Source organism: Mesorhizobium muleiense (genome assembly GCF_900099905.1).
In the GTDB taxonomy this organism is placed as follows: Bacteria; Pseudomonadota; Alphaproteobacteria; order Rhizobiales; family Rhizobiaceae; genus Mesorhizobium; species Mesorhizobium muleiense.
Genome location: NZ_FNEE01000002.1, coordinates 228,015 through 254,236 on the forward strand (window position 1 = coordinate 228,015; position 26,222 = coordinate 254,236).

At 62.2% G+C, this 26,222-nt stretch carries 20 protein-coding genes and 2 pseudogenes; 11 read left to right on the forward strand and 11 right to left on the reverse strand.

What is annotated here, in order from left to right:
- Positions 1-5: 5 nt before the first annotated feature.
- Positions 6-749 (reverse strand): alanyl-tRNA editing protein, encoded by a 744-nt coding sequence (locus BLT09_RS04995; protein ID WP_091591160.1) that lies wholly within the window; start codon positions 747-749, stop codon positions 6-8.
- A complete protein-coding gene (locus BLT09_RS05000) occupies positions 749-1,783 on the reverse strand; it encodes a cysteine synthase A (protein ID WP_091591161.1) in 1,035 nt (344 codons plus the stop codon). The genes BLT09_RS04995 and BLT09_RS05000 overlap by 1 nt, the downstream gene beginning before the upstream one ends.
- A gap of 327 nt (positions 1,784-2,110) precedes the next feature.
- On the opposite strand from BLT09_RS05000, the pseudogene BLT09_RS05005 reads away from it, so the two are divergent.
- Both BLT09_RS05005 and BLT09_RS05010 read left to right on the forward strand, forming a co-directional pair.
- A pseudogene (locus BLT09_RS05005) lies at positions 2,111-2,815 on the forward strand (SDR family NAD(P)-dependent oxidoreductase).
- A 96-nt stretch (positions 2,816-2,911) separates the two neighbouring features.
- A complete protein-coding gene (locus BLT09_RS05010) occupies positions 2,912-3,886 on the forward strand; it encodes an alpha/beta hydrolase (protein ID WP_091591163.1) in 975 nt (324 codons plus the stop codon).
- Positions 3,887-3,980: 94 nt separating this feature from the next.
- On the opposite strand, the gene BLT09_RS05015 is transcribed toward BLT09_RS05010, so the two are convergent.
- Positions 3,981-5,402, reverse strand: a complete 1,422-nt coding sequence (locus tag BLT09_RS05015) for a DEAD/DEAH box helicase (protein WP_091591164.1) — start codon at positions 5,400-5,402, stop codon at positions 3,981-3,983.
- 689 nt (positions 5,403-6,091) lie between these two features.
- Here BLT09_RS05015 and BLT09_RS05020 point away from each other — a divergent pair.
- Positions 6,092-7,624 (forward strand): acyl-CoA carboxylase subunit beta, encoded by a 1,533-nt coding sequence (locus tag BLT09_RS05020; RefSeq protein WP_091591166.1) that lies wholly within the window; start codon positions 6,092-6,094, stop codon positions 7,622-7,624.
- Between the two features lie 35 nt (positions 7,625-7,659).
- Here the strand turns inward: BLT09_RS05020 and BLT09_RS05025 are convergent, their stop codons facing one another.
- Together BLT09_RS05025 and BLT09_RS05030 are read right to left on the reverse strand one after the other, a co-directional pair.
- The gene (locus BLT09_RS05025) at positions 7,660-9,663 is read right to left on the reverse strand and encodes a hypothetical protein (protein ID WP_091591168.1); all 2,004 of its coding nucleotides are present in this window, start codon (positions 9,661-9,663) and stop codon (positions 7,660-7,662) included.
- Entirely contained in the window at positions 9,660-11,192 is a 1,533-nt protein-coding gene (locus BLT09_RS05030) for an NAD(P)H-hydrate dehydratase (protein ID WP_091591169.1), read from the reverse strand. Before BLT09_RS05030 ends, BLT09_RS05025 begins: the two co-directional genes overlap by 4 nt.
- Before the next feature lie 396 nt (positions 11,193-11,588).
- Between BLT09_RS05030 and BLT09_RS05035 the strand changes: the two genes are divergently transcribed.
- The 7 genes and pseudogenes from BLT09_RS05035 (at position 11,589) to BLT09_RS05065 (ending at position 18,974) form a co-directional block, all read left to right on the forward strand.
- Entirely contained in the window at positions 11,589-11,927 is a 339-nt protein-coding gene (locus tag BLT09_RS05035) for a P-II family nitrogen regulator (protein ID WP_006205430.1), read from the forward strand.
- Positions 11,928-11,981: 54 nt separating this feature from the next.
- Positions 11,982-13,391 carry a type I glutamate--ammonia ligase gene (gene glnA / locus BLT09_RS05040; protein ID WP_023799265.1) on the forward strand — a complete coding sequence of 470 codons (1,410 nt, stop codon included), beginning with the start codon at positions 11,982-11,984 and terminating at the stop codon, positions 13,389-13,391.
- Positions 13,392-13,701: 310 nt separating this feature from the next.
- A pseudogene (locus BLT09_RS05045) lies at positions 13,702-14,729 on the forward strand (helix-turn-helix domain-containing protein).
- A 69-nt stretch (positions 14,730-14,798) separates the two neighbouring features.
- Entirely contained in the window at positions 14,799-15,938 is a 1,140-nt protein-coding gene (locus tag BLT09_RS05050; protein ID WP_091591171.1) for an efflux RND transporter periplasmic adaptor subunit, read from the forward strand.
- Positions 15,935-16,627, forward strand: coding sequence for an ABC transporter ATP-binding protein (locus BLT09_RS05055; protein WP_091591173.1), 693 nt, complete (start codon positions 15,935-15,937; stop codon positions 16,625-16,627). The genes BLT09_RS05050 and BLT09_RS05055 overlap by 4 nt, the downstream gene beginning before the upstream one ends.
- Positions 16,624-17,766: an ABC transporter permease gene (locus tag BLT09_RS05060; RefSeq protein ID WP_091591176.1), complete on the forward strand. Its 1,143-nt coding sequence runs from the start codon at positions 16,624-16,626 to the stop codon at positions 17,764-17,766. The genes BLT09_RS05055 and BLT09_RS05060 overlap by 4 nt, the downstream gene beginning before the upstream one ends.
- 5 nt (positions 17,767-17,771) lie before the next feature.
- Positions 17,772-18,974 carry an ABC transporter permease gene (locus BLT09_RS05065; RefSeq protein ID WP_091591177.1) on the forward strand — a complete coding sequence of 401 codons (1,203 nt, stop codon included), beginning with the start codon at positions 17,772-17,774 and terminating at the stop codon, positions 18,972-18,974.
- Between the two features lie 146 nt (positions 18,975-19,120).
- Here the strand turns inward: BLT09_RS05065 and BLT09_RS05070 are convergent, their stop codons facing one another.
- The gene (locus BLT09_RS05070; protein ID WP_091591179.1) at positions 19,121-20,161 is read right to left on the reverse strand and encodes a glutamine synthetase beta-grasp domain-containing protein; all 1,041 of its coding nucleotides are present in this window, start codon (positions 20,159-20,161) and stop codon (positions 19,121-19,123) included.
- A 317-nt stretch (positions 20,162-20,478) separates the two neighbouring features.
- Between BLT09_RS05070 and BLT09_RS05080 the strand changes: the two genes are divergently transcribed.
- Positions 20,479-20,673 carry a DUF2735 domain-containing protein gene (locus BLT09_RS05080; RefSeq protein WP_091591182.1) on the forward strand — a complete coding sequence of 65 codons (195 nt, stop codon included), beginning with the start codon at positions 20,479-20,481 and terminating at the stop codon, positions 20,671-20,673.
- Positions 20,674-20,758: 85 nt separating this feature from the next.
- Here BLT09_RS05080 and BLT09_RS05085 read toward each other — a convergent pair whose 3' ends face one another.
- The 5 genes from BLT09_RS05085 to crcB form a co-directional block, all read right to left on the reverse strand.
- Positions 20,759-22,648, reverse strand: a complete 1,890-nt coding sequence (locus BLT09_RS05085) for an MFS transporter (protein WP_091591770.1) — start codon at positions 22,646-22,648, stop codon at positions 20,759-20,761.
- Positions 22,649-22,934: 286 nt separating this feature from the next.
- A complete protein-coding gene (locus BLT09_RS05090) occupies positions 22,935-23,726 on the reverse strand; it encodes an ATP12 family chaperone protein (protein WP_091591772.1) in 792 nt (263 codons plus the stop codon).
- Between the two features lie 11 nt (positions 23,727-23,737).
- The gene (locus BLT09_RS05095) at positions 23,738-24,652 is read right to left on the reverse strand and encodes a DMT family transporter (protein ID WP_167366359.1); all 915 of its coding nucleotides are present in this window, start codon (positions 24,650-24,652) and stop codon (positions 23,738-23,740) included.
- Between the two features lie 11 nt (positions 24,653-24,663).
- Positions 24,664-25,644, reverse strand: a complete 981-nt coding sequence (locus BLT09_RS05100) for an RluA family pseudouridine synthase (protein WP_091591186.1) — start codon at positions 25,642-25,644, stop codon at positions 24,664-24,666.
- A gap of 136 nt (positions 25,645-25,780) precedes the next feature.
- Positions 25,781-26,158 carry a fluoride efflux transporter CrcB gene (gene crcB / locus BLT09_RS05105; protein ID WP_091591187.1) on the reverse strand — a complete coding sequence of 126 codons (378 nt, stop codon included), beginning with the start codon at positions 26,156-26,158 and terminating at the stop codon, positions 25,781-25,783.
- Positions 26,159-26,222: the final 64 nt, after the last annotated feature.

The window sequence follows — 26,222 nt, forward strand, 5'->3', positions numbered from 1 at the left end:
GTTTATCAGGCCGGCGGCATTGGTCCAAAGCGTATTCGGAAGCGCCGGTTCTCGCGACCCTTCTTCTCGATCTTGCCGATATGGATCTCGCCGACTTCTCCAGTGCTCTTCACATGAGTGCCGCCGCAAGGCTGGCTGTCGATCGAGGCGTTCTCGCCAATGCAGACCAAGCGGATCTTGCCCGTGCCGACCGGCGGCCGAACATTCTTCGATTTCACCAGTCCCGGATTGGCCGCCAACTCCTCGTCGGTGATCGGCCTGACAAAGACCGGGTGGTCGGCCCGCACCAATTCCATCAGCCGGGCCGTCACGTCTTCCCTGGTGAAGCCGGCATCCGGAATATCGAAATCGATACGGCTGTCGTCCTCGGAAACCGAGGCACCGGTGATCGGGAACGGGCAGACGACGGTAAGCAAGTGGCAGGCTGTGTGCATGCGCATCAGCAGATGCCGCCTCTGCCAATTGAGGGCAAGCTTTACCGGTTCGCCGACCTCAGGCACCGCCTGCTCAGGCGGCGGCACATGGATGATGTCATCCTTGGTCTCACCTGTGATGGTGGCGGCAACAGCGATCAGGCTGCCGTCGGCGCGTTCGAGGGTGCCCGTATCGCCGGGCTGCCCGCCCGACGTGGCATAGAAGATCGTCCGGTCCAGAATGATGCCGCCACGGTCGTTGACAGCGACAACCACGGCATCAGCCGTCCTGAGATAGGCGTCGTCGCGAAACAGGGCATCCGTCCTGTAAGCCATCACGCAACCTTTTCGAACGGCACCGAGATTGTGCTCCACTGTTCCATCCAGCCCGGCACTGGCAGCTGCTTCTGACGCAGGAATTCCGGGTTGAACAATTTCGACTGATAGCGCGTGCCGTAGTCGCAAAGCACAGTCACGATGGTGTGGCCGGGACCCATCTCACGTGCCAGCCGGATCGCGCCGGCAATGTTGATGCCGGTCGAGCCGCCGACGCACAGGCCTTCCTCCTGGATCAGGTCGAAGACGATAGGCAGCGCGTCCTCATCCGGGATCTGGAAGGAGAAATCCGGCGTGAACCCTTCCAGATTGGCGGTGACCCGCCCCTGCCCGATGCCTTCGGTGATCGAACTGCCTTCGGATTTCAGCTCACCGCTGGTGTAGAAGCTATAGAGCGCCGCACCGAGCGGATCGGCGAGCGCGATCTTGACGTCCTTGCTCCTGGCCTTGAGCCCGAAGGCGACGCCGGCCAGTGTTCCGCCGGAGCCGACCGCCGAGACGAAACCGTCGACCTTGCCGCCGGTCTGGGCCCAGATTTCTTCCGCCGTGGTGCGGGTATGGCCATCACGGTTGGCGACGTTGTCGAACTGATTGGCCCAGATCGCGCCGTTCGGCTCGGACCGGGCCATCTGCTCGGCCAGACGGCCCGACAGCTTCACATAATTGTTGGGGTTCTTGTAGGGAACGGCAGGCACCTCGATCAGCTCGGCGCCGAGCAATCTGATCGTGTCCTTCTTCTCCTGGCTTTGCGTCTCCGGGATGACGATTACGGTGCGGTAGCCAAGCGCCTTGGCGACCAGCGTCAATCCGATGCCGGTGTTGCCGGCCGTCCCCTCGACAATCACCCCGCCCGGCCTCAAAAGTCCGCGCTGCTCGGCGTCGCGGATGATGAACAGCGCGGCACGGTCCTTGACCGACTGGCCCGGATTCATGAATTCGGCCTTGCCCAGGATCTCGCAGCCGGTTTCTTCCGAGGCTTTGTTGAGGCGGATCAGAGGCGTATTGCCGATCGCTTCGATCACAGAACGGAGCATGGAGATTCCTTTATGCTTGCGGCCGAACCCTAGAAACCCGAAGCTTGGGTTTCAAGGCAAGAATTTGCCTGGTCCAGCAGCATTTCCGGGCTGCAATTTCCTAATACAGACGTTGCGTTACACCAATCATTGAAGCTCACCATTGAAAAGCGCTCTTTTCATCCGATTTCTTCACCGCTAGAGCACAGGCTAAGAAAAAGTCGCAGGGCATAGCATGACACTCTATCGGGCCGACCCGAAGCACGGCGTCGCCTGGATTACCGGCGGCAGCAGCGGCATCGGCCGTTCACTGGCCAGGACCTTGCGGCGCAAGGCTATGTCGTCGCGGTGACGGCACTCGACGACGATCCGATCGACACGCTTGTTGTCGAGACGGCGCAGATGCCGGGCCACGTCACGGCCTATCCTTGCGACGTCACCGACGAAGAACGCATGGCAAGGACGGTCGCGGCGATCGAGAAGGATCTCGGCCCGATCGTCTTGGCCGTGTTCAATGCCGGGAGCTAATTGCGACCGTCGGCGAAGACCTCACTGTCCGTGGATTTCGCCAGTCCTTCGATGTCAATTATTTCGGCATCATCAATGGCCTGGTGCCGGTCATCGAGCGCATGCGCGTCCGCGCGCGGCCATATCGTCCTGGTCGGTTCGGTCACTGCCTATTTCGGCTGGCCGACCACGGCCGCCTATGGCGGCACCAAGGCGGCGATCAATATCCTCGCCGAATCGCTGAAGTACGATTTCGACAAGATGAACGTCCGCATCCAGGTGATAAACCCGGGCTTCGTCGACACCCCGCTGACCGAGAAGAATTTGCTGCCGATGCCCGGGCTGATGCCCGTCAATCGCGCCTCGCGCCGCATGGCGCGCGGCATCAAGTCCGGCGGCTTCGAGGTCACCTTCCCGCGGCGCTTGAGCTGGGGCCTGAAGCTGCTCAGAATCCTGCCGAGACCGTTCTGCCGATGGGTCATCAGCACCGCGACCCGCTGGAAGGCGCGTCCGCTTAATTTCGACCGCAAGCCGCCGAGCGAATAGACCGGTCATCAAAGCTGGCGATCCCGCCGCCGGCGGGACGTCGTTGCCTGTTTGCCATCGTGGCCATAGGTTGAGATTTATTGCATGGAGTCTGCGATGGGGCGACGGATCGTGCTTGCGGTATCGGGTCTCGCCGTCATTCTCGTCCTTGCCTACGTCTTCGGCCCGCGCGTCCAAGCCGATACCACGATCCGCTTCGATCCTTCCGTGCTCGGCGATGACCCGCAGGCCTATCTGACACGCAAGGAGGCGGCCGTACCTGATATCCACGACGGGCTGGAAAAGGAAATCATCTGGGCCAATCCGATGGTTCACACCAGGACGCCGCTGTCGATCGTCTATATCCACGGCTTTTCGGCGTCGAAGGGCGAGGTTCGGCCGCTTCCCGACGAGGTGGCCGACCAGCTCGACGCCAATCTTTACTACACCCGTCTCACCGGCCACGGACAGGGCGGCGCCGCAATGGCGGACGGCAGCGTCAACGCCTGGATCAACGACTATGAGGAAGCGCTCGCCATCGGCCGAGCGATCGGCGACAAGGTGATCGTCATCGCCACCTCGACCGGCGGCTCGCTGGCAGCTTGGGCTGCGACGCAGCCGGGCGCATCGGACGGGGTGGCGGCCATAGCGTTCATCTCGCCGAATTTCGGCGTCAAGGCTTCCGGCGCCGAACTCCTGACCATGCCGTGGGGCAGAGAGATCGCCGAGCTGGTTGCCGGCAAGGAGCGCAGCTTCGTGCCGCGCAATGCTCTGCACGAGAAATTCTGGACCTGGCGCTATCCGATCGCGGCGGCCCTGCCGATGGTGGCGCTGACCGAGCTGGCCTATGGCGCGCCGGTGGAGAAGGCGACCATCCCTGCCCTCTTCATCTTTTCCGATTCGGACAGGATCGTGCGGCCGGACCGCACCCGTGACATCGCCGGGCGCTGGGGCGCGGCGCACGAACTGGTGCCGGTCGACGATACCGGCGATCGGGACAATCATGTCATCGCCGGAGACGCGTTGTCGCCAGCAACCACAGCTTTCCTCGCCCAGCGCATTGTCGTGTGGGTACAGGCGGTGGTGAAGTAGGTCTCAGGCGAAAAAGGCGACCGAAGCATCGCTCCGATCGCCTTTTCATTGTGAGCAGCCGATCCGACAGGCGCGGGCCGGATGCGCTATCTGACTACGCAGCCCGCGCTGCTGGCCGCTTGCCGCCGAAACGACGCTTGTTGTTGCCCTTGAACGCCTTGGCGCCCTCCGGCTTGCGTTCGCCGGCAAAGGCCGGCTTGTCGCCGAAGCGCTTGTTGCCGTTGTTGTGGCCGCCCGGCCGCCTGCCGTCGCGACGACCATTACGGTCGTTGGCCGGCTCGAAGCTGCGCTCGTTCTTTTCGGCAGGATTGCGCTGCGGGTCGGGACTGCCGAGATGGTCGGCAACGATTGGCAGCTTGGTGCGGATGATGCGCTCGACCTGACGCAGCTTGCTGTTCTCGGACGGGTCGCAAAGCGTGATGGCGATGCCGTCCATGCCGTTACGGCCGGTGCGGCCGATACGGTGGACATAGCTCTCCGCCTCGTCCGGCAGGTCGAAATTCACCACATGGCTGATGCCGGGCACGTCGATGCCGCGCGCCGCGATATCGGTCGCCACAAGAATGCGCACCGAACCCTCGCGAAAATCGTTCAGCGCCTTCTGGCGGGCGTTCTGCGACTTGTTGCCGTGGATGACGGCGGCCTTGAAGCCATCGCGCTCGAGATCCTTGGTCACCCTGTCGGCGCCATGCTTGGTGCGCGAAAAGATGATGACGGACTTCATCGCCTCGTCGGCGAGCATCGTCGCCAGAACCTGGCGCTTCTGCTTGGTACGGGCAAAGACGACGCCCTGCACGATCTCGGCCGCCGCAGTGCTGTGCGGCGCCACTTCGACGCGGATCGGGTTCTTCAGCAGGCCTTTCGCCAGCTCGGCGATTTCGGCCGGCATGGTCGCCGAGAACAGCACCGTCTGACGGTCCGGCGCGGTCGCCCTGGCGATGCGCTTGACGTCGTTGATGAAGCCCATGTCGAGCATGCGGTCGCCTTCGTCGAGCACCAGCCATTTGGTGTCGGCAAGCACGAGGTCGCCCTCACGCACCAGATCGGTCAGCCTGCCGGGCGTGGCAATCAAAATGTCGACACCGGGAGCGATCTTCTTCACCTGGCTGAAGCGCGAGACGCCGCCAAGCACGAGTGCTGTCGAGACATGCGCGCCCTTGGCGAGCAGCTTGATCATCTCTTCGATCTGCACGGCGAGTTCACGCGTCGGCGCCAGGATCAGCGCACGAGCGGTCTTCGGCCGGCGCTTGGTGCCGAGAGCGATGATCTTCGAAAGGATCGGCAGCGCGAACGCCGCGGTCTTGCCCGAACCAGTCTGGGCGATGCCGAAAATGTCACGGCCTTCCAGCTGCGGCGGGATCGCCTGGGCCTGGATCGGCTTCGGATCGGTGAAGCCTGCGCCATGGGTGGCCTTGAGCAGCGCGCCCGTAATTCCAAGTGCTGCGAACCCCGAAAGCTCGCCAGTGTTCTTACCGGTCAGATTGTCGTTACCGGTCAAAGTGTTTTCGTTGTTCAAAATATTCTTCTTTCACGCGGCTCCTGGCCGCAAACATCAATGGCGGCAGGGCGCAACCTGCCGTCGAAAAACTGTCATGAAACGACAAGGCGGGCGGACGTTATCGTCCGCACGGCTGCGCTGTCGTGCCCGCAGGCATCATGCCACGGGGCTTTTTCGCCGCCTTGCCGATGTGCCGGAAAGAGGGAAAACAGACGCAACCAGTCTCATTCGTCGAGAAGGCCGGATAGGTCCCGGCCCAAGCGCCTATGCCGCCGCATATGGCCCAGTTCGCCGCGAAATGCAAGGGCCGTCATGTTGCAGTGCAGCAAAAACAGCCACGACGAGCAGCCGTGAAGGTCTGCTCAAACTTCTCCCGGCCACTCTACTACACCTTCGTCATCCTAGGGCGAAGCAAGGAGCGAAGCGACGCGGCGCAGACCCTAGGATGACGAAGTGGGGAATGCTTCGGCTAATCTCAAACGTTTCCACTGACATCGGCCCATTTGCGGCGGACGCTGCCCCAGCAAGCGAAGCGAGAGCGGTTGGTAAGCCGCACCTAACAGACGGCCAAGCTATGCCCGCCAGCCTATCGAGATCGGCGGCGAAAGCACGCCAGCGTTGCGAAAACAAAGCAGGCCGAAAAGCGGCGCTTGCGCTCGCTTACCGCCACGATTACCACAAATCAGCTTCTATTTGGGGACCGAGCGATGAAGGACGTGCTGAAGGAACTCGAGCGCCGCCGCGCCATGGCGCGCATGGGCGGCGGCAAGGCCCGTATCGACGCTCAGCACAAGAAGGGCAAACTCACCGCGCGCGAACGCATCGACGTCTTTCTCGACGAAGGCTCGTTCGAGGAGTTCGACATGTATGTCGAGCATCGCTCGACCGATTTCGGCATGGAAAAGACCAAGATCGCCGGCGACGGCGTCGTCACCGGCTGGGGTACCGTCAACGGCCGGCCGGTCTATGTCTTTGCCAAGGACTTTACCGTGTTCGGCGGCTCGCTGTCCGAGGCCCACGCCGAAAAGGTGGTCAAGGTGCAGGAGATGGCGCTGCGCAACCGCGCGCCGATCATCGGCCTCTACGACGCCGGCGGCGCCCGCATCCAGGAAGGCGTGGCAGCACTTGGCGGCTATGCCGAGATCTTCCAGCGCAATGTGCTCGCCTCCGGCGTCATCCCGCAGATTTCAGTGATCATGGGCCCTTGCGCCGGCGGCGACGTCTATTCGCCGGCAATGACCGACTTCATCTTCATGGTGCGCGGCACCTCCTACATGTTCGTCACCGGCCCGGACGTGGTGAAGACCGTCACCAACGAGACGGTAACCGCCGAGAGCCTCGGCGGCGCCTTCGTCCACACGACGAAGTCGTCGATCGCCGATGGCGCTTACGACAATGACGTCGAGGCGCTGCTGCAGATGCGCCGGCTGGTCGATCTGCTGCCTGCCTCCAACACGGCTGAAATCCCCGAGATCGAATGTTATCAGTCGGTCAACGATCATGATCTGTCGCTCGACCGACTGATCCCCGACAATGCCAACAAACCTTACGACATCAAGGAGTTGATCCTTAAAATTGCCGATGAGGGTGACTTCTTCGAGATCCAGCAGGATTTTGCGAAAAACATCGTCACCGGTTTCGGGCGCGTCGAAGGGCGCACGGTTGGCTTCGTCGCCAACCAGCCGATGGTGCTGGCCGGCGTGCTCGATTCGGACGCCAGCCGCAAGGCGGCGCGGTTCGTACGCTTCTGCGACTGTTTTTCGATTCCGATCGTCACCTTCGTCGACGTTCCAGGCTTTTTGCCCGGCACCGCGCAGGAATATGGCGGGCTGATCAAGCACGGCGCCAAGCTCTTGTTCGCCTATGCCGAAGCGACCGTCCCGAAGATCACCGTCATCACCCGAAAAGCCTATGGCGGCGCTTATGACGTGATGGCGTCGAAGCATCTGCGCGGCGACATGAACTATGCCTGGCCGACGGCGCAGATCGCAGTGATGGGCGCCAGGGGCGCGGTCGAGATCATCTATCGCAAGGACATCGGCGATGCGGAGAAGATCGCGGCACATACAAAGGCTTACGAGGATCGCTTCCTGTCGCCCTTCGTCGCCGCCGAGCGCGGCTATGTCGACGAGGTGATCATGCCGCATTCGACCCGCCGCCGCATTGCGCGTGCGCTGCGCATGCTGCGCAACAAGGACATGCAAAACCCCTGGAAGAAGCACGACAACGTTCCGTTGTGAGGCGCTGATGTCGCGAAAGCGACCACAGCAAAAGCTCACTCCGCTTCCGCGGCGCCGAACCCTGCCCCCATCGTCGCGCGGACGGCGCCCGACCACGGCGTGGCATGATTGTCGATGCGCATCTGGAAGATAAAATAGGTCGGCGAGCAGAAGCCGACACCTTTCACCTTGCCGACACCAGGCGTGTCGGGCGGCAGCGATTGGCACATGTAATCTTCGCGACAGAAATGATCGGCCGAGCAAGCCGGCCGGTTGCCGCGATTGACGGCGCCGCCCAGGCACTGGTCGAAATTATTGGTCGCCACGCAGATGTCGAATTTTTTGCCGCCGACCAGCCCGCAGATCTCGTTCGGCATCGGCTTGCCCGGCTTGAAGCCGGCAAAGGCACGGTCCTTGTCATTGCATCCGCGATAGGCGATGCCGGCCGGCACACCGATCTTCGGCGGCCGGCAGGTGTAGGCGGTGCGCGAAATGTCGGTGGCGAAGGCCGCGAACTGGCCGGTAATGCTGTAGCGGTCATTGAAAGGCTGCGTGCCGTTGCTGGCGATCGAGCCGGTCAGGCATGGATGGCCGGAGAACATCTTTTCGCTGTCTTTGGGCAGCAGGCATTGCGCCAGTTTCGTCCGCACCCCCGATGCCGTCGCCAGCGCCGTGCAGACGGTGCCGCCGCCGCATTGCCAGATCGTGCCGAAGCGGGCCGCATCCGCCGGCATCAAACACGGCATCGCCAACTCGGCCGGTGCGTAAGCGACCTCGCCGGCGTCTTTCCATGCGGCCGGCGGCGCGAAGGACAGCGGGCGGAGGCGGTTCGGCTCCTTGCCGTCGGCGGTCGCACGCAGCCAGGCTTCGCGCCGCGGCATCTCGGCATGGAGATGCGGCGAGATGCCGACCTCGATGCGGTTCAGCGGCGATGTCGTCTTGTCGTCGAGGCCGATGAAATGGAAACCGGCGGTCGAACCAGCCTGATGGCAACCCTGGCAGGCGCCATTGTCGAGCCGCTCGACCAGCGCTTCCGGCGTGCGCAGCAGCTTCAGCGCGGAATAGTCCAGCCCGGAAAAATCCGCGGGCTGGAACAGCGGCGTGAACGGGTGATTGGCCTGCCTCGCGCTGCCGAAAGTCGACCATGAGACGACTTTCTTCGCCAGAAATTCATTGGGGATTTCGTAGACGCCGAGATCGACCGCCGCGAGATTGGCGCTGAGATAATCGGCGAGTTTTGCTTTCAGCGCGGCGTCTTCCGAGAGCAGCGCCACATCCGGCGTGTTTTCCAGCGGCTTTTCGCTGACCGTCTCTCCATCGATGCCAAAAATCCGCAGGAGGTAGGCAGCCTGGCCGCCAAATTCGGTCTCCTGGCCGGAGGGAAAGCGCACTATCTGGGCGTTGAGTTCGAGCTGCTTGAAGCTCAGTCCGGCCTTTTCAAGCGGCCCGCCGATGAGCCAGCCGATGTCGACGGTCTCATCGAGCTGCGGCGTCCAGCGTCCGGCAACGCCGACGCAGCCGCCATCGGCGTCCGGCGCGACGCTATAGATGGCATTGAAATTGAACGGCAAGCGCGAGGCCAGAACCTTGCCGTTTTTCTTGAAGCTGTAGGCAAGACGGTAGATGAAACGGACCTCGCCGCAGCCCCCGTCGCCTCGTATTTCGGCGAAATCACGCCGATCGAGCCGGTTGACGACACCGACCAGCCGAAAGCGCGCGGCGTCGGTCTTCAGCCAGCGCAGGTCGATGATGCGGCCGACATTGCCGTCGGTGACTTCGTAGAGCGACCGCCCGCCAGCCTTCATCTCGGCGCGCAGCGCGGCGACATCGCTGGCAATCGTTTCGACGATCTGATGATAGGCCGGCGCCTTGTCATAGAGCGTCTTCAGGTCGCCCTTGCCTTCGACATCGAAAATGCCGGCGAAATCAAAACCCCTGGCGTCGAGACCGGCCAGCACGGCCGGATCGTCGACGATCATCACCGGACCTTCGGCGCGCGCCAGGCTGGCCAAGAAAAAATTGGCGAAAATCACAGCGATCAAGGCGAGCCGACGGTTCATTCAGCGGTCATCCCGTTGCGATTTTCGGCAAGCTCGCGCAGCACCGGCACCAGCGCCAGCGGCAAGTCTTCAGCGATCAGCCCAGGTCCGAAACGGCTGCCGGCCCCAGCGTGTATCCAGACCGCCGCGCAGGCGGCTTCGAAAGCCGGCATGCCTTGCGCCAGGAGGCCGGCGATGATGCCCGACAGCACGTCGCCCGAACCGGCGGTGGCCAGCCATGGCGCGCCGTTGCCGTTGATCGCCGCCCTGCCATCGGGCGCCGCGATCACCGTGTCCGCGCCCTTGTAGACGACGATGGCGCCGGCGCGCGCGGCGGCAGAGCGCGCCTTGGCCAGCTTGGACAGGTTCCTGGCTCCGGCGATGTCCGCAAACAGCCTGGCGAATTCGCCCTCATGCGGCGTCAGCACCAGCGCCGGTGCGTTCGGGCGACGGGCGGCTTCGAACAGAACGTTCGGCGTATCGCGAAACGAGCTGATACCATCGGCATCGAGCACCAGCCCGTCGACCCTGCCGTCCTGCCGGTCTCCGGCGGCCAGCACGCCGAGGGCAAAATCGCGGGTCTTTTCGCCGACGCCAAATCCGGGTCCGAGGACAAACGCCGATGGCCGGCGGCCGTCGATGAATTCCTGCACGTCCGCGATGCTGTCGGCCTTTTTCAGCATGATCGAAGTCAGATGCGCGGCGTTCACCTGCATGGCGTTCGCCGGCGACAGCACGGTCACCGCCCCTGCCCCGCTTCTGGCTGCGGCAAGCGCCGACAGCCGTGCGGCACCCGTCGCCGATGGCCTGCCGGAAAAGACGCCGACATGGCCGCGCCTGTATTTGTGCGCGTCGACGGCTGGGACCGGGAAATTTTCGAGCCAAATCGGCGGCATGTTCTCGAAGGTGAGCGGTTCAAGCTGCGCAACGATATCGTCGCTAATGCCGATATCGGCAAGCACCAGTTCGCCGCACATTTCGCGCCCAGGCAACAGCATATGGCCGGGCTTTTTTCGCGCGAATGTTACCGTAAATTGGGCGCGGAATGCCTGGCCGAGAATCTGGCCGCTGTCGCCGGACACGCCTGAGGGCAGATCGATCGCGACGACAGGCAGGTTCAGTTCTGTCGCAACCTCGACCGCCCTGGCGGCGTCGCCGGACAGCGGCTTGGACAGCCCCGCCCCATAAAGCGCATCGACCAGGATCGAACCTTTATCGGCAGCAAATTCCGACAACGGCCGTGGACTGACCCGGCATTCCGACGCGGCGAGCGCCGCGTCGCTGCCGGCTTTGGGCGAGCCGGATGCCCACAGCAACACGTCGACGGCGCTGTCCCCAAGAATGCGGGCGACGACATAGCCATCGCCGCCATTGTTGCCAGGCCCGCACAGCACGTGGACGCGCCTGGCAGCCGGAAAATGGGCGAGCACCACCGCAGCGACTGCGCCACCTGCATTGCGCATCAGGCCAATGCCGTCGAATGGTCCGGCCGAAATCGTCAGCCGGTCGGCCTCAGCCATTTCGGCCGGAGACAGAATTTCATTGCTCATGGATGCCGATCCGCATTGGCTCAAGCCGATCCTGTGGTCAAACCCCGATCCTTGTGGTCAAACATTGTCCAGTTTTCGGTTCGAAGCAAACGGCGATGAAATGGCACGATCTGTAAGCACATCGTTAGGGACAATGGCGTCCTCGAAGCACAAATGCCCGCGAAATGCTCTATCTGCTCAATTATTGTGCGGACGGTAGCGCCGACAATGTGTAGGTTCCCAGTATCCATGGCGCAGCCAATGCAGCGAATGACGCGAATTTAGCCCTCAACGCGGCATGGTATCGAAATCGCGTGATACCGCTTCGAATCCCCTCAAATTGGCACAGTTCGTGCTTGAAAGAGGCGCAAGCGGGGCTCACAACCCGTCTTTTTTGACAGTGGAGGCCACTTTTACATGAAAAAGATCGAGGCGATCATCAAGCCGTTCAAGCTAGACGAAGTGAAGGAAGCGCTTCAGGAGGCCGGGCTGCAAGGCATCACCGTTACCGAGGCCAAGGGTTTTGGCCGTCAGAAGGGCCATACCGAACTCTATCGCGGCGCCGAATATGTCGTGGATTTTCTGCCCAAGGTGAAGATCGAGGTCGTGCTCGGCGACGACGCGGTCGAAGGCGCGATCGAAGCCATTCGCAAGGCGGCCCAGACCGGCCGCATCGGCGACGGCAAGATCTTCGTCTCCAACATCGAGGAAGTCGTGCGCATCCGTACCGGCGAAACAGGGATGGACGCGGTCTGAGGATTCTGATTTCAGATCATCTCCTCGAAACGTCATCAGACAGGGAAACATGACATGACGACAGCCAAAGACATCATGAAGCAGATCAAGGACAACGACGTGAAATTCGTTGACCTGCGCTTCACAGATCCGAAGGGCAAGCTGCAGCACGTGACGATGGATGTCGTTGAGGTCGAGGAAGACATGTTTGCCGACGGCGTCATGTTCGACGGGTCCTCCATCGCCGGCTGGAAGGCGATCAACGAGTCCGACATGGTGCTGATGCCCGACACCGAGACGGTGCATATGGACCCGTTCTTCGCGCAGTCGACCATGGTCATCCTGTGCGATATCCTCGATCCGATCTCCGGAGAATCCTACAACCGCGACCCGCGCGGCACCGCCAAGAAGGCTGAAGCCTATATGAAGGCGGAAGGCATCGGCGATCAGATCTTCGTCGGCCCGGAAGCCGAGTTCTTCGTGTTCGACGACGTCAAGTACAAGGCCGATCCGTACAACACCGGCTTCAAGCTCGACTCCACCGAATTGCCGTCCAACGACGACACCGACTACGAGACCGGCAATCTCGGCCACCGCCCGCGCATCAAGGGCGGCTATTTCCCGGTGCCGCCGATCGACTCGGCGCAGGACATGCGCTCCGAAATGCTGACCGTGCTCGCTGAAATGGGCGTGCGTGTCGAAAAGCACCACCACGAAGTCGCCGCTGCCCAGCACGAGCTCGGCATCAAGTTCGACACGCTGGTCCGCAACGCCGACAAGATGCTGATCTACAAGTATGTCGTGCACCAGGTCGCCAACGCCTACGGCAAGACGGCCACCTTCATGCCGAAGCCGGTCTTCGGCGACAACGGCTCGGGCATGCACGTCCACCAGTCGATCTGGAAGGGCGGCAAGCCGACCTTCGCCGGCAATGAATATGCCGGCCTCTCGGAGAGCTGCCTGTTCTACATCGGCGGCATCATCAAGCATGCCAAGGCTATCAACGCCTTCACCAATCCGCTGACCAACTCCTACAAGCGCCTGGTGCCGGGCTATGAAGCGCCGGTGCTGCTCGCCTATTCGGCCCGCAACCGCTCTGCCTCCTGCCGCATTCCATTCGGCTCGTCGCCGAAGTCCAAGCGTGTCGAGGTCCGCTTCCCCGATCCGGGCGCCAACCCCTACCTCGCCTTTGCCGCCATGCTGATGGCCGGGCTCGACGGCATCAAGAACAAGATCCATCCGGGACAGCCGATGGACAAGGATCTCTACGACCTGCCGCCTAAGGAACTGAAGAAAATCCCGACCGTCTGTGGTTCGCTGCGCGAAGCGCTGCAGAGCCTCGACAAGGACCGCGGCTTCCTGAAGGCCGGCGGCGTCTTCGACGACGACCAGATCGACAGCTACATCGAGCTCAAGATGGCCGAAGTGATGCGCTTCGAAATGACCCCGCATCCGGTCGAGTATGACATGTATTACTCGGTCTAACTCACCGAAATCGTTGCAAAAAGAGCCCCGGCGAAAGCCGGGGTTCTTGCTCGGGCAGACCGCCGGAGAGACTACGGCGCCGCGTCCCATTCGATGCGCAAAAGACGCTGCATTTCTGAATTTTTGTGCACGATCCGTCCGAAAATCCATCCCCATTTCCTGGGTCTTTGACTTTTTGTGAACAGCGGCCGTCGACGAAGCCGTTGCCGCAATTTTCGACCTGGAACACGATCGAGGTCGCAAAAAATTCTGCTGCGGACCATGATGGCGCCGATCGATTGTCTTTCGCCATCCGGCCTGTGCAGACTCAATGCTTTTCATCCCGCTTCCTTTCGTCGTCGCCATCCTGCTCCTCATTCTCTTCGTCACCGTCGCCCGGCGTGACGACGATGGGCAGCCAAATGTGCCGTTTCTCGCTTTGATTCTGGTGGCCGCCTTTCAATCGACGCTGTTGGGTCTGCGTTGGGGTTACGGCGTGGATGGCGTTGGCCGCATCCTTCCTGTCGTCGCGGCAACTGTACCGCCGCTGGTCTATGGCGGCGTGTCCGGGCTGGTCCGGAAGAGTGACCTTTCAACCCTCCTGCGCGTCGGTCTGCATCTTCTTCCAGCTGCCGGCGTGGTGCTGCTTATCGCGCTATGGGGGGACGCCATCGACATCGGCATTGCATTGATCTTCGTCGGTTACGCGATGGCGATACTGCTACTGATGCGGTCGGGCGCGGATGCGCTGCGCCTCGCGCCCTTCGAGAATGCTGGATCTACCTATCGTGCAATCCTCTTCGCGGCATCTGCCCTGCTTCTGTCGGCGGCGATGGACATCTTCGTCTTTTCGATTTTGCATGGACGCGGGGAGCCCACACCCCACTGCTGGTCACCATTGCAAACCTTGCAGTGCTGGCTCTGCTGTCAATTGCCGTCGCGACCGCCAGCCGCCGCGGCAGGCCCGCTCAGACTCTCGGAATTACTCCCAGATTGGAGATAGCGGAGGACAGGGAAACCATCGCCGCAGTTCAGGTTCTGATGGAGACGAAGCGCGTCTATCGCGATGTCGATCTCAATCTCGATCGGCTGGCCCGCAAGACAGGAATTCCAGCTCGGCGGATTTCCGCGGCGATCAACCGTGCGACGGGCAAGAACGTCTCGCAATATGTCAACGATCACCGGATCGCAGAAGCGTGCGACCTACTGACGGACACGGAGAAGCCCGTAACCGAGATCATGTTCGACGTTGGATTCCTGGCCAAGTCCAACTTCAATCGTGAGTTCCGGCGCGTCACCGAAATGACGCCGCTCGAATGGAGGCGGAAGAAGGCTCCATCTGAGAGTCTCACGGCCTAAATCGCGATCGAGCACGGCCTGGAACGCGTTTCAGGTCTCTTTTCCCGCCGGTTGATCACACTGGCGGGCATGAACACGATCACCGAACACGACCGCAAACTGGCCGCAGCGCTCACGTCTCTATCTCTCGGATCTGCCCCGGACACCGTCGAGACACAGAAGAAAGACCTCCGGCTTCTCATCCTTCCCGTCTGCCTGTCGGCGCTGGCTGCACTAGTCGTCGCCACCGTCGCTTTCTACTCGCCAGAGGCATATCGCCGTTTTGAAGACAGGGTGCTGACGACGACAGGCCTGACAGGCAGCGCGGCCGACAACGCTGTTATCGCGCCCGTCGAACAGGCGAGCCTTCCACAGGTCGAGAAGCAAGCAGGGCAATCTGCTGTCCGCCCACCAGTTCCCGCCGCTGGCGAGATCACCGGCTCCGGCACGGTCATCGCACCGCGTGCCACGATGGTCTTCTCCAAATATGAAGGCAGGATCACCAACATCGCGATCGAACTGGGAGATTTCGTGGATGCCGGGCAAGCTCTGGTGATACTCGACGATGCGGGAGCCCGGTTCGCGCTCGAACGGGCCAGGGCCGCCAAGGTCGCGGCGGATCTTTTGCTCACCGCCCGAACCATCGATCTCGACCAGGCGCGTTCCGCCCTCGGCCGCACCGCAACGCTTGCTACCCGTGATGCTGTCTCCAAACAGCAGCTGGAGGAGGCGCGCAGGGCGGCCGAGAGCGTCGAAAACGCCGTTGCCCAGGCACGGCAGGAACTCGCAACCGCGGAGCTTGCCATCCGCATCGCCGAGGAGCCCGTTCGGGAACTGACGGTGCGTGCGCCCTTCGCCGGGACCGTGACCCGGCTCGACGCTCATATAGGCGACACCGTGCTCGCCCGCGTCGACAGTGTGCGCGAGAGCCAAAGCCTGCTGACGATCGCCGACACGACGAACATGGTGATCGACGCCGATGTGGCGGAAACCAGCATCGCATCACTCCGGCCTGGACTGCGCGGCGAGGCAGTTCTCGACGGTTTTCCGGATCGGCCCTTCGCCGTCGAAGTCCTTCGGCTCGCACCCATCGCCTCCATCGAGAAGGGCACGATCACTCTGCGCCTCTCGCTCAGCAATCCGCCGGAAGGGATTCGGCCGAACATGGCTGCGCGCATCCGCATCCCGCTCATCGACACTCTCAGCAACACTGGAGACACCAAGCAATGACACAAGACCCTTACATTGCCCTCGCGGGCGTGCGGAAAGGCTACCGCATAGGCGGCGAGGCGATCCCGATCTTCTCCGCGCTCGATCTAGCCATCCCGCGCGGCGATTTCGTCGCGGTCATGGGTCCGTCAGGATCGGGCAAGTCGACGCTGCTCAACATGCTTGCCGGGATAGATGTGCCGGATGCGGGGAGCCTCAGCATAGGCAATCATCGCCTCGACCGGATGGGCGAGGCCGCGCGCTCGACCTGGCGGGCGCACAACATGGGCATCGTCTTTCAGTTCTACAATCTCCTGCCGATGCTGAACGCCGCGGAGAACGTCGAACTGCCGCTGCTCCTGAAGCCTCTATCGGCTAGGGAACGCCGCGTCCGGGTTGGAAAAATGCTCGATCTCGTCGGGCTTTCCGGTCGCGAGAAGCAGTATCCCTCCATGATGTCTGGCGGGCAGCAGCAACGCGTCGGTATCGCCCGCGCCATCGTATCCGATCCCGGCCTGCTTCTCTGCGACGAGCCGACTGGCGATCTCGACCGGAAATCCGCCGACGAGGTGTTGGAGATGCTCTCATTCCTCAACCGTCAGCTGGAAAAGACGATCGTCATGGTAACGCACGACCCGCAGGCAGCGCGTTCGGCCAAGCGGACCTTGCACCTCGACAAGGGTCAGTTCGTCGAGAGGGCCGCCTCATGACCTTCCTCGATCTTGCCTGGAAGAACGCCTGGCGGAAGCCGCTGCGCACCGTCCTTCTCATGGTCTGCGTCGCTGTCGCCTTTCTCATCTACGGCCTGACGGCGAGCTTCCTCGCCGGTTCGCAGGGGGCTTCGGCCGCCAGCGAAGACATCATCGGCGTAATGAGCGCGGCGGGACGCACGCAAGCCCTGCCAAGGGCGCATCTCTCCCGCATCGCCGCCGAACCCGGTGTCGCCGCAGTCGGCTACATGGCGCGCGTGCGCGGTTTTGTGGATGTCGAGAAGAACGTGATCGCGGTCAGCGCCGTCGAGCCGCAGGCACTCATGGCCGTCAACGGCAAGGAGCTCGGTCTGACGCCGGCGCTGGTCGAGGCGCTCGGCAAGGGGCGCGACCGGGTACTAGTCGGCCGCGCGCTGGCCGAAGCGCAAGGCTGGCGCGTCGGCCAGCGTATCGCCGTGACCGCGTTCCAGATTGCCAGGCAGGACGGCGGCCAAGACTGGCGTTTTGAGATCGCCGGGATTTTCGAAGGTGAAAGCGCCAGCACCGACACATATTTCACCATTGCACGCTATGATTATGTCAATGCGGCCCGCGCGAGGGGCAAGGATACGGTGGATGCATTCATCGTTCGCCCGCGCGATGGCGTTAAGGCCGGTGCACTCGCCACCCGCATCGATGCGCTGTTCGCCAATTCTGCCGCGCCCACCCGCAGCCAATCGGAAAAGCAGTTCCTCGAAGCGTTCCTGCGCCAATATGCCGATATCGGTCTGATCGTCGATCTCGTCACGGGTGCGGCTTTCATCACCCTGCTGCTGATCGTCGTAAATACCATGGTTTTCGCCGTGCGCGAGCGCCCCTTCGAAATCGGCGTGCTGAAGACGCTGGGCATCTCCCGTCTCAGGATCATGGCGCTGGTCCTTAGCGAGACGCTGCTCGTCTTCATCATCGGCGGAAGCGTGGGCCTCGCCCTGGCTAAACTGGGGACCGTGCTTGCCGGACCGACCCTCGGGCTCGTCTTCTCGCCGCTCGTGCTGGTCAAGGCGGCGGCCATCGTCCTTGCTCTTGGCCTCGCGACCGGCCTGTTGCCTGCCATCAACGCCATGCGAATCCCGATCATCATCGCCTTCAGAACGAGGTAGTCGCCATGTCCATCCAGCTTAGACAGACGCTCGTTATGACGAGAGCCAATTTTTCCAGCCTGCCACGCCGCCTCGCGATCTCGCTATCCATGGCGCTGTCGGTAGCGCTGGTCGTCGCGGTCCTCGCCGGCTTCCTCGCCATGGCCAAGGGTTTCGAGAAAGCCCTGGCTGGCGCCGGCTCACCCTCTGTCGCCGTTGTCCTCGGAGGCGGTACGAACCAGGAGACCGGTTCGGATATCCCGGCCGATGCGATTCGCAGCATTCAATCGATGACCGGCGATATCGGAGTCGTTCGCAATGGCGCGGGAGGCCTGCTGGCATCCCGCGAACTTGTGGTTCCAGTGGATGTCGCCCGGGCGCAGGACGAAGCCTCGACGACGCTTGCGCTTCGCGGCATGGATGTTGGTGGTCCATCGATCCGCAATGGCGTCGCGCTATCGGCGGGACGCTTGTTTGCCCCCGGCGCCCGCGAGATCGTGGTCGGCTCGCGAATCGCCAGCGAATTTCCGGGATTCGGCATTGGCGATGCCGTCCGGCTGGGGGCCGTGGACTGGACGGTGACAGGGCATTTCGCAGCCAATGGCAGTGCGTTTGAATCCGAAATCTGGGGCGATCTCGACGCAGTTCGTGCTGCCTTCGACCGGCAGGGACAGGTGCAAAGCCTGCGTCTGCGCCTCACCGGTCCATCATCCCTGGCAACGCTGAACGCCAGGCTGACAGCCGCAAGCACTAGCCCTCTGGTCGCTGTTTCGGAAGCCGATCTCTACATCGCGCAATCGGAACGGATATCCAGCCTCATCCTTTTCTTCGGCTGGCCGGTGACGCTGCTTATGGCCATCGGCGCGACCGCCGGTGCATTGAACACGATGATGAGTTCCGTCTCCGACCGCACCGTCGAGATCGCCACCGTCCGCGCGCTCGGCTTCAGTCGGTTTTCGACCTTTCTCGCGACATGGTTCGAGGCTTTCGCGATCGCGGCCGTCGGCGCGGCTTTGGGCATCCTTGCCTCCTGGCTTGTCTTCAACGGCTGGCAGGCCAGCACCATTGGCGTCAACAATGCCAGTACGGGCTTCCAACTCACGGTCAACGGCGATGTCATGCTTACCGCGGGCATGCTTGGCCTCGCTATAGGCGCCCTCGGCGGCGCGTTCCCGGCTATTGCCGCGACGCGGTTGCCGCTGACCGCCGCCTTGCGGGCACGCGGCTAGCGAGACAGCCAGAATAACCAGGCTGACCCAGGCGCGGCGTCGTCCTCGCCGGGATCGTCGATGTCACAAAAAACCCGGCGAAACCGCCGGGTTTTTGATAGATCCAGTCACTGCAGAACCTCTCAGGTCCAAGCCGTGACGCGTGCTCAAGCGGCGGCCGAAACCTCGGCGCTGGTCGGGACGGAGGCGATCGTCTTCAGGATCTGAGAAGCGATCTGGTAGGGGTCGCCCTGCGAGTTCGGGCGGCGATCCTCGAGATAGCCCTTGTAGCCATTGTTGATGAAGGAATGCGGCACGCGGATCGAGGCGCCGCGGTCGGCGATGCCATAGCTGAACCTGTTCCATGGCGCGGTCTCATGCTTGCCGGTCAGACGCTTGTCGTTGTCCGGGCCGTAGACGGCGATGTGATCCATTAGGTTCTTGTCGAAGGCTGCCATCAGCGCCTCGAAATAGTCCTTGCCGCCGACTTCGCGCATATAAGCGGTCGAGAAGTTGGCGTGCATGCCGGAACCATTCCAGTCTGTGTCGCCGAGCGGCTTGCAGTGGTATTCGATATCGATGCCGTATTTCTCGGTGAGGCGCTGCATTAGGTAGCGGGCCATCCACATTTGGTCGGCGGCCTTCTTGGAGCCCTTGCCAAAAATCTGGAATTCCCACTGGCCCTTGGCCACCTCGGCGTTGATCCCTTCATGGCTGATGCCGGCGGCAAGGCAGAGGTCGAGATGCTCCTCGACGATCTGCCTGGCGACGCTGCCGACGTTGCTGTAGCCGACGCCGGTGTAGTAGGGGCCTTGCGGCGCGGGGTAGCCGCTCTCGGGGAAGCCGAGCGGGCGGCCATCCTTGTAGAAGAAATACTCCTGCTCGAAGCCGAACCAGGCGCCCTCGTCGTCGAGGATGGTGGCGCGCTTGTTGGATGCATGCGGCGTCACGCCGTCCGGCATTATGACTTCGCACATGACGAGCACGCCATTGCTGCGCGCGGGATCGGGATAGATGGCGACCGGCTTCAGCACGCAGTCGGACGAGTGGCCTTCGGCCTGCATGGTCGAGGAGCCGTCGAAGCCCCACAGCGGAAGCTGGTCGAGCGTCGGGAACTCGGCATAGTCCTTGATCTGCGTCTTTCCGCGAAGGTTGGGAACCGGGGTGTATCCATCGAGCCAAATGTACTCGAGCTTGTATTTCGTCATTCTAGCCTCTCGTTGTTTTGATCACCGAACCTTGGACGGCGCCGGCATGCCAGCCACCCTGCAGCCGACCTGCCGGATTATTAAAAAGCAATTCGTGTGCCATTCTCGCCGGCCAAGGATGCGACAAAACTGACGCCGCATCCCGACAAATCCGCTGCCGCGTAATCGCAATGCGTCCGGATCAATCACAAGCATGCTCTGCATAAATAACAGGCAGATACTGATCTTTTTATAATCATATTGCCTAACTGGATTGCAGAACTTATCTTGGGGAAAGATTGGATCGGCAAGGCTCTGCAGAAGAAGGGAGACCGACAATGGAAATCACTCCTACCCGTCAGTCGGCCAAAATCCTGATGTTCCCGGTGGCAGCGCGCGCTTCTGCCTTAAATTTAAGCGGAAAGGCTAAGTTCGCGGCAGAACTTGCTTCATTGCGTAACCGTACGGATTTCGGAAGCGGCTGGTATCACGAAGCGGCCATCGAGGAAGAAAAACAGGACCGGAAGAGCTAACCTTTCCTCCGCATCGCTTTTGACGAATTGCAAAGCCCGGCGCGATCGCTCGCGCCGGGCTTTTCATTTTGCCGTCAGGCAAGGATCAGGTCTTGGCGTGCAAGTCCGTTCCCAGCGTATCCCTGACAAAGATCGTACCGATGACCAGCGACATCGCCGCGATCACCACCGGATACCAGAGGCCGTAATAGATATCGCCGCTGTAGGCGCTGAGCGCGAACACCGTCGCCGGCAGCAGGCCGCCGAACCAGCCATTGCCGATGTGATAGGGCAACGACATGCCGGTATAGCGGATGCGGGTCGGGAACATTTCTACCAGGATCGCGGCGATCGGTCCGTAGACCATGGTCACGTAAAGGACCAGGATGAACAGGATGCCGATGACCTTTGCCCAGTTGACCTGTTCAGGGTCGGCAAACATCGCAAAGGCGCCTGCCCCCGGGACGCTGTAGACGGTGATCTCGGGCGCTCCCGCCGCTGCCTCATCGGCCGCCAGCAGCTTGTCCTTGATCGCCTTGTCGGTCGCAACCGTCGCTTTGTCGCCGGCGCGGATTGCGGCGGCGTCGAGCTTCAGTTCCGGATTGGCCGCAACGAAGGCGTCAAGCTTCTGGTCGGCGACCTTGGCCGCAGCACGCTTCAGCGGATAGCCGCCGTCCCGCAATGCAATGTTGATTGCCTTCTTGAACGCGGCGTCGCTTGAAGTTGCCTTGTCTGCGGCTGCCACGGCATCATAGGACGCCACCGTTGCGGTGCCGATCTTGACACTGGCCGCGGTCCCCGGTGCCGCTGTCGTGACAATGTCATAGGGCACCGAGCTCTTGGCAAGGAAGTCCGTCGCAATATCGCACGACGTCAGAGGCTTGCGCGTTCCGGTCGGATTGAACTGGAACTTGCAGTCGCCAGGTGCAGCGGTGATCGTGGCACGGGTGTTTTGCTGTGCGGTGGCGAGCGCCGGATTGGCTGCCCAGGTCAGCGCCTTGAACAGCGGGAAGGTGGTGACGATCGCCAGCGCCAGGCCCGCCATGATGATCGGCTTGCGGCCGATCTTGTCGGAGAGCCAGCCGAACACGACGAAGAAGATAGTGCCGAGCGCCAGCGCGATGGCGATCATGATGTTGACCGACTGGCCGTCGACCTTGAGCACGTTCTGCAGGAAAAACAGCGCGTAGAATTGGCCGTTGTACCAAACCACGGCCTGGCCGGCAGTAAGGCCGAAAAGCGCCAAAATGGCGATCTTGGCATTCGTCCACTGTCCGAAGGCTTCCGTCAGCGGCGCCTTGGAGCCCTTGCCCTCGTCCTTCATGCGCTGGAAGGTCGGCGATTCGGCAAGCGACAGGCGAATCCAGACCGATATGCCGAGCAGAATGGCTGAGAGCAGGAATGGAACGCGCCAGCCCCAGGCCTCGAAATCCTCCTTGCTCAGCGAATTTTGCACGATAAGGATGACGACCAGCGACAGGAACAGGCCAAGTGTCGCCGTCGTCTGGATCCACGATGTGTAGAAGCCGCGGCGGTCGTCGGGCGCATGCTCGGCCACATAGGTCGCCGCACCGCCATACTCACCACCGAGCGCCAGGCCCTGCAGCATGCGCAGCGCAATCAGGATAATAGGCGCTGCAATGCCCCAGCTTGCCGAACCAGGCAGCAGGCCGACCAGGAACGTCGACAGGCCCATGATCATGATGGTGACGAGAAAGGTGTATTTGCGACCAACGAGATCGCCGATGCGGCCGAACACCAGCGCGCCGAACGGGCGCACGAGGAAGCCAGCGGCGAAAACCAGCAGCGTAAAAATGTTGCGCGTCGCTTCCGGATACGAGTTGAAGAATGTCGAGCCGATCGCGGCAGCCAATGCGCCGTAGAGATAGAAATCGTACCATTCGAAAACGGTGCCGAGCGAGGAAGCGAAGATGACTTTCTTCTCTTCCCGCGTCATTCCGCGGCTTGCTCTGCCGGCGGTCACTGCCATTGCCATGAATTCGTCCTCCCGTGACATCTCGCTGTGCTTGATGCTGCGCGGTGTCGCCTCTGGGCTCGAACTCGGGCAGCTATCGCCGCGAGAAGTGACAGAAAGCGCCGCCCAGAGGCAGCCCGTCTTTGGGATTATGACTTTGGTCCAATGCATCGGCCCGAACATCGGAATCGATGTTCGGAAAGCACGATGCATAGATTCAAAGTGTTAGAGCGTATTTTGCACGTCCAACTGGAACGCACGTCGCTCTAATAAGGCAAGGCGAAACGAATGAGGGCGGCGATTGCCGTCAGCCCTTGAGCGCCTCGAGGAGACCGACGGCGGCCATCATGTCGCGCTTGCGGTGGGCACGGCGGGCGACGGCTTCCGCGTCATGGCCCCAGTGCTCGGCCTGCCAGTCCTCGTCGACATGGCCGGCGGCCCAGGCTGCCTCGCCGTCGATCTCGCCGAAATCGACGGCCAGCGCCAGCAGTGCCGATCCGGTCAACGAGGTCATGACGTGGATGGCGGCAAGCCGGAGCGGGTCGGCACGCTGGGCAAGATGAACGCCGAGCACCGCGATGCTCTCGCGCGGCTGCTCGATATGGATCACCCCTTCGGCGAGTTGAAACCGGGCGCCGAGCGCACTCCGCGCCCAATCGATGACGGGGTCCCAATATTCGTTCTGCCGATCGACGAGCCCTTGGGGGGCGTCGGCGCGATAGCAGAGCAGGTCGGACGAGGCAAAGCGCAGGATGTCTTCCAAAACCGCCTGCGGGTCGCTGGCGACGCCGTCGATGGCCGTGTTGACCAGACGCATGACCGGCATCGTCATCGGGTCGATCGTCTCGCCTTGCGCGGCGAACTCGCCGGCGACCAGAGCGGCGGCTTTTTCGGTCGGCAGGATCAGAAGCGCTTTGCCCGGCGTGCGGACCGGCTTGCCATCGAGATGAACGGCAAAACCAGCTTCGGCCGGTGCGACCGAGACGGTTTTGTAGAAGCGTTTCGGCAGGTGCGTCTTCATCTGGATCTGGGCACGGCGTACCGGATCCGGATCGGAAAGCTGCTTTCCCGCTTCGAGGTCGTTGAGAATATCGCGCATGCCGGAGCCTTTCATCCGGGGATCTGTTTTCGGGCCGGCCGATTCACAATGATCAGACCGGCTGCGATGAGGCCGAGTGCCAGGAAAATACGGATGGTCAGCGGCTCGTTCAAGAAGATGGCGCCGCACAGAACGCCGAACACCGGCGAAAGAAAGGTGAAGCTCGACAGGCCCGATGCCGGATAGCGCCGCAGCAACCAGAACCAGAGCACATAGGTGAAGGCGACGATGTAGACCGCCTGGAAAAGCAAGGCCAAGGTCGGCAAAGCGGCGAAGTCGCGGACGGGCGGCCCGGCGAAAGGCAGCACCAAGGCGCCAACCATCGCAGCGCCGGCCAGTTGGTAGAGCAGCAACTTCTCGGCGCTCGTTTCCGCCAGTTTCGTGCGCTTGATGACGATGTAGGTCAAGGCCCACAAAATGCCGGCGCCGAGACTGAGCAGATCACCAATCAGGGTCGCACCGTTATCGGCGCTCAACTGGTCGGAGAACACCGCGACCAGGCCGGCGAAAGCGAGCAGAAGGCCGACGAGCCGGCGCGCGGTGATGCGTTCGTTGAGCAGGAAATGCCCGCCGACCAGCACCCAGAACGGCATGGTGTTGACCAGCAAGGTGTTGCGCGCGACGGTCGTCTGTTCGAGCCCGACATAGAGAAACAGGAACTCGAGACCAAAGAGCGCGCCTGCCAGAATGCCGGCGACAAGGGTTCCGTCGCGGCTGAAAAGCGCAATGCCGCGCCAGCGGCACCAGACGAGAACGCACAGCCCGCCGATGACCGACCGCGCGATCGACAGGAAAACGGGATCGTAGCCGGCATAGGAGATCTTGGCGGCGACGTAGTTCAGCCCCCAGGAAAAGGTCAGCCCGACCATGATGGCGGCGGCGGCCATGTCGACCCTGTCGCGACGGTCGAGCGTATCGGTGGCCATGCCCACTGGACCTAGTCCTCCGCGCTGGCGTCGTCGAAGCCGATCAGGTTCCAGCTCTGGCGCATATGCGGCGGCATCGGTGCGGTGACGTCGATAAAACCCTTGTCGGGATGCGGGATGACGATGCGGCGCGCGTGCAGATGCAAGCGGTTCTGCATGCCGCCGGGAAAATCCCAATTGGTGTCGGCCTCGAAATATTTGGGATCGCCGATGATCGGGCAGCCGATGTGAGCGGCATGGACGCGAAGCTGGTGGGTGCGGCCGGTATAAGGCTCCATCTCCAGCCAGGACAGGGTCTGCGCCGCCTGCTCGACGATCCGGTAATAAGACACCGCGTGGTCGGCGCCCTTTTCGCCATGCTTGGCGACGCGCACGCGGTCGCCGTCGGGCGTCGGTTCCTTGATCAACCAGGTCGAGATCTTGTCCTCGCGCTTCGGCGGCACGCCCTTGACCAGCGCCCAATACGTCTTCTTGGTCTCACGCGCCCGGAACGCCTCGGCAAGCTTCATGGCGGCGAGCCTGGTGCGGGCGACGACCAGCACGCCTGACGTGTCGCGGTCGAGCCGGTGCACCAGACGCGGTTTCTCGCCCTTCTGGCTGCGCCAGGCTTCCAGCATGTCGTCGACATTGCGGGTGACACCTGAGCCACCCTGGACGGCGAGGCCGGCCGGCTTGTTGAAGACGAACACTTTCGGATCTTCATGGATCAGCATCTTGGCCAGAACGTCGGCGTCGCCCTGGTTGCGGATCGAGTGACCGGTGAGCGGGCTCTCGCCCTTCTTATCCACTTCGAGCGGTGGGATGCGAACCGTCTGGCCCGGCTCGACGCGGGTATCGGCCTTCACCCTGCCGCCATCGACACGGATCTGGCCGGAGCGCAGCAGTTTTTGCAGATGGCCGAAGCCAAGGCCCGGAAAATGGGTCTTGAACCAGCGATCGAGCCGCATGCCCGCCTCGCCGGCCTCCACCGTGATCTGTTCTACGCCTGCCATTGTCTCGTTTTTACCCGTTTCCAGCGCATGACCTGAAATCGATCTTCGGAAAGGGTCATGCGCAAAATCAAAAAAGCTGCAGCGTCCTTGGCGCGCCCTGAGGGGGCACGCGGCGCTGCAAGCGGGGGCAATAGCATTAAGGCAGGCTTCTTGCGAGCCAAAGACCCAGAAACAGGGCAATGATCGCGCCAATGAGGCTGACAAGGGCGTATCCGAACGCCGGCAGCGTCGCGCCGCGCTCCCACAGCGTCGCGAAATCGAGCGAAAAGGCGGAGAACGTGGTGAAGCCGCCGAGGATGCCGGTGGCGACGAACAGCCGAAGCTCGTTCGATCCGCCGTAGCGCCGCGCCAGGGTCGTGATGAACAGGCCCATGGCAAAGGAGCCGACAATGTTGATCGCCATCGTGCCCCAGGGAAAACTCGGGCCGACAAGACGCAGCGCAACGAAATTGACGACGTGCCGGAGCCCGGCACCAATAGCGCCGCCCGCAGCAACGAGGAGGAGATTGATCATCGCCGTTTACTGCCCTTACAGGGTGGCTCGGTCAATCCCTGCCCCTGAGCGGGAAAGTAGCGCG

Coding starts and splice junctions, on each gene's coding strand:
- crcB (WP_091591187.1), bottom strand. CDS start 26,158: ATGATCAATCTCCTCCTCGTTGCTGCGGGCGGCGCTATTGGTGCCGGG.
- BLT09_RS05020 (WP_091591166.1), top strand. CDS start 6,092: ATGAAGGACGTGCTGAAGGAACTCGAGCGCCGCCGCGCCATGGCGCGC.
- BLT09_RS05090 (WP_091591772.1), bottom strand. CDS start 23,726: ATGCGCGATATTCTCAACGACCTCGAAGCGGGAAAGCAGCTTTCCGAT.
- BLT09_RS05095 (WP_167366359.1), bottom strand. CDS start 24,652: ATGGCCACCGATACGCTCGACCGTCGCGACAGGGTCGACATGGCCGCC.
- BLT09_RS05050 (WP_091591171.1), top strand. CDS start 14,799: ATGAACACGATCACCGAACACGACCGCAAACTGGCCGCAGCGCTCACG.
- BLT09_RS05025 (WP_091591168.1), bottom strand. CDS start 9,663: ATGAACCGTCGGCTCGCCTTGATCGCTGTGATTTTCGCCAATTTTTTC.
- BLT09_RS05100 (WP_091591186.1), bottom strand. CDS start 25,644: ATGGCAGGCGTAGAACAGATCACGGTGGAGGCCGGCGAGGCGGGCATG.
- BLT09_RS05010 (WP_091591163.1), top strand. CDS start 2,912: ATGGGGCGACGGATCGTGCTTGCGGTATCGGGTCTCGCCGTCATTCTC.
- BLT09_RS05065 (WP_091591177.1), top strand. CDS start 17,772: ATGTCCATCCAGCTTAGACAGACGCTCGTTATGACGAGAGCCAATTTT.
- glnA (WP_023799265.1), top strand. CDS start 11,982: ATGACGACAGCCAAAGACATCATGAAGCAGATCAAGGACAACGACGTG.
- BLT09_RS05055 (WP_091591173.1), top strand. CDS start 15,935: ATGACACAAGACCCTTACATTGCCCTCGCGGGCGTGCGGAAAGGCTAC.
- BLT09_RS04995 (WP_091591160.1), bottom strand. CDS start 749: ATGGCTTACAGGACGGATGCCCTGTTTCGCGACGACGCCTATCTCAGG.
- BLT09_RS05085 (WP_091591770.1), bottom strand. CDS start 22,648: ATGGCAATGGCAGTGACCGCCGGCAGAGCAAGCCGCGGAATGACGCGG.
- BLT09_RS05060 (WP_091591176.1), top strand. CDS start 16,624: ATGACCTTCCTCGATCTTGCCTGGAAGAACGCCTGGCGGAAGCCGCTG.
- BLT09_RS05080 (WP_091591182.1), top strand. CDS start 20,479: ATGGAAATCACTCCTACCCGTCAGTCGGCCAAAATCCTGATGTTCCCG.
- BLT09_RS05000 (WP_091591161.1), bottom strand. CDS start 1,783: ATGCTCCGTTCTGTGATCGAAGCGATCGGCAATACGCCTCTGATCCGC.
- BLT09_RS05035 (WP_006205430.1), top strand. CDS start 11,589: ATGAAAAAGATCGAGGCGATCATCAAGCCGTTCAAGCTAGACGAAGTG.
- BLT09_RS05030 (WP_091591169.1), bottom strand. CDS start 11,192: ATGAGCAATGAAATTCTGTCTCCGGCCGAAATGGCTGAGGCCGACCGG.
- BLT09_RS05070 (WP_091591179.1), bottom strand. CDS start 20,161: ATGACGAAATACAAGCTCGAGTACATTTGGCTCGATGGATACACCCCG.